Annotated in this window: 3 protein-coding genes; all 3 read left to right on the plus strand. The window is 35.6% G+C overall.

Annotation, left to right across the window (positions count from 1 at the left end):
• Positions 1–528: hypothetical protein (locus ACGHEH_RS21530; RefSeq protein ID WP_390449785.1), on the plus strand; the 528-nt coding region annotated here is incomplete at its 5' end.
• 117 nt (positions 529–645) lie between these two features.
• A complete protein-coding gene (locus ACGHEH_RS21535) occupies positions 646–1,059 on the plus strand; it encodes a hypothetical protein (protein WP_390449787.1) in 414 nt (137 codons plus the stop codon).
• A gap of 127 nt (positions 1,060–1,186) precedes the next feature.
• Positions 1,187–1,585: a type II secretion system protein GspG gene (locus ACGHEH_RS21540; RefSeq protein WP_390449790.1), complete on the plus strand. Its 399-nt coding sequence runs from the start codon at positions 1,187–1,189 to the stop codon at positions 1,583–1,585.
• The last annotated feature ends 84 nt before the right edge of the window (positions 1,586–1,669 follow it).

Here is a 1,669-nt window from a genome sequence, read left to right on the forward strand (position 1 = left end):
GGTTCAATAATGAATATGCATCGGTCTTCATTCTATTTTCTGTTAATTTTGATCCTTGGTGGGTGTGTATCAACAGAAGAAATTGACTTTGAATCAACACCAGAAGCTAAAAATTATAAATGCTTAAAAACTACTTCACAGGCTTTAATCACCCGCAAATGGGATCTGTGTCCTTTACTAAGCTTTGAACCTGTCTTATCCAAAGAAAATTGGTCACTTCGAGTAAATCCCTCTCAAAAATATATAGCGATGCTGGAGGAAAGAGCCAAGTTACTTGGAAAAAATGCGCGCCATTGTGAAGTCCCAACGGCGGCAGATGAGTATTTATTACTTCCTAAAGGTACTGTTATCAAAATTTCACAAATGAATAAGCATCGTGACAAATCATTTTCAGGTATCGAATTTAAAGGTCTTTTAAACTTCGAGGGACAGGAATTTAATCTTGAATATCGTAAATCTTTGCCGGGGTCTGATAATATTCTGGGTTATGATATTTCTAAATATTTCAATTCTTGTGAAGGAAATTGAACCTAACAAACGCATCAACGCATGGACTAATAAAGCTTGGCTTGGTTCGTGCCTCACCAATTTTAGCCAAGCTTTATTAGCCCGTTATGCGGGCGTTATGTTTTCTGGAAACTGAGTATGAAACTTCTAATTTCTCTGATGTTTATAGAAGTAGTGCTAATTGCAAAGGCTTTTGCATTACCTTTATGTCAGGAATATTTTAAAAAAGTACCTCATGTAGAAAAGGTTGGCGTTGGCACTAACGATAATGAATTACTATCAGTTTACGGCTTTAGTCTTGATGAATCTCAATTAACATCTATTAAAAAACTAAAAGAAACCTTGAGTAATTCCCGAAATATAAAGTCACAATTTGGTGATATTAATGAGCTTTCTGTTGTTTGTACCAGCAAAAACTCTGTTGGTTTTACCATTAAAGGAAAACTAGGTGAATTGACAGCTTTCTATTTGTTTAAAGCAGAAAGCTATTATGCAGGTCCTCTTTTATATACTGAAGGCGATGTTTTAACTATTAAATCAGACGGCTTGTGAACGGTAAGAAAACATAACAATTTAATTAAACCTTGGACGTAAAACAGTAGGCTTGCGCTCCTTCGTCGCTTATTTTAGCCTACTATTTTTCGCCGTTTATTAAGACGTTATGTACCAAGGTAGGGCAATGGAATATTTCAAATTTAGTTGTGTAACTCTTGTTTTCTTAATCCTTGTAGGCCTATCTGTTCCCAGTCTTGTTAATTGCCCACCTCTCAACCAAAGCGATGAAGCAGAACTTGATATTGAGATGTTACAAACTGCAATTTCAGTTTATTATAATAAAAATAACCGTCTACCAGAAAATCTTGGAAATTTAATAGACGGCAGTATTATTTACATACAACGATTACCTAAAGACCCTTGGGTAATCGATTATCAATACAGTATTGTGTCAGCAGACTCCTTTTTGTTGTGGTCTAAAGGTTCTATTTTAAATAGTGATACTTTAGTGTTATCGGCGTATAAGTATGAAGGTAATAGCTTTAAAAAAGTCGTTATCGACAAATCAGTTTTTGGTACATAACAAGCCAAGTCAACGGGACAATTTTAAGCTGGCTCCCGTCGCTTCGCTCCTAATTTTAGCCAGCTCAAAGTTGCCCCTGCTTGT

Origin of the sequence: Pseudoalteromonas sp. MTN2-4, assembly GCF_042848605.1 — a bacterium.
Taxonomy (GTDB): Bacteria; Pseudomonadota; Gammaproteobacteria; order Enterobacterales; family Alteromonadaceae; genus Pseudoalteromonas.